This is a genomic window from Pseudomonas sp. 06C 126, assembly GCF_001855215.1.
In the GTDB taxonomy this organism is placed as follows: domain Bacteria; phylum Pseudomonadota; class Gammaproteobacteria; order Pseudomonadales; family Pseudomonadaceae; genus Aquipseudomonas; species Aquipseudomonas proteolytica.
Window position 1 is genome coordinate 1 of sequence record NZ_MIFU01000046.1, and the last position, 340, is coordinate 340.

Here is a 340-nt window from a genome sequence, read left to right on the forward strand (position 1 = left end):
GCCTGCGTCGACCGCCGCGCGCGAAGCGCCGACTGCCGCGCCCAGCTTGTCGGCCAGGGCGTACAGGTGCTTGAAGTTGTCACCGTTCTGCATGCCACGTCCGCCGGAAACGACGATCTTGGCAGCGGTCAGCTCAGGACGGTCCGACTTGGCCAATTCTTCGCCAACAAAGCTGGAAGTGCCAGCATCGTGAGCAGCGGAAACAGCCTCAACGGCAGCCGAACCACCTTCGGCTGCAACCGGGTCGAAACCGGTGGCACGCACGGTGATGACTTTGACGGCAGCAGTCGATTGCACGGTGGCAATGGCGTTACCGGCGTAGATCGGGCGCTTGAAGGTG

At 63.5% G+C, this 340-nt stretch carries 1 protein-coding gene; it reads right to left on the bottom strand.

Features of this window, described 5'->3' with window-relative positions; genetic code table 11:
• The coding region (locus tag BHC62_RS06550) for an electron transfer flavoprotein subunit alpha/FixB family protein (protein WP_218124018.1) at positions 1–340 on the bottom strand (340 nt) is incomplete at both ends.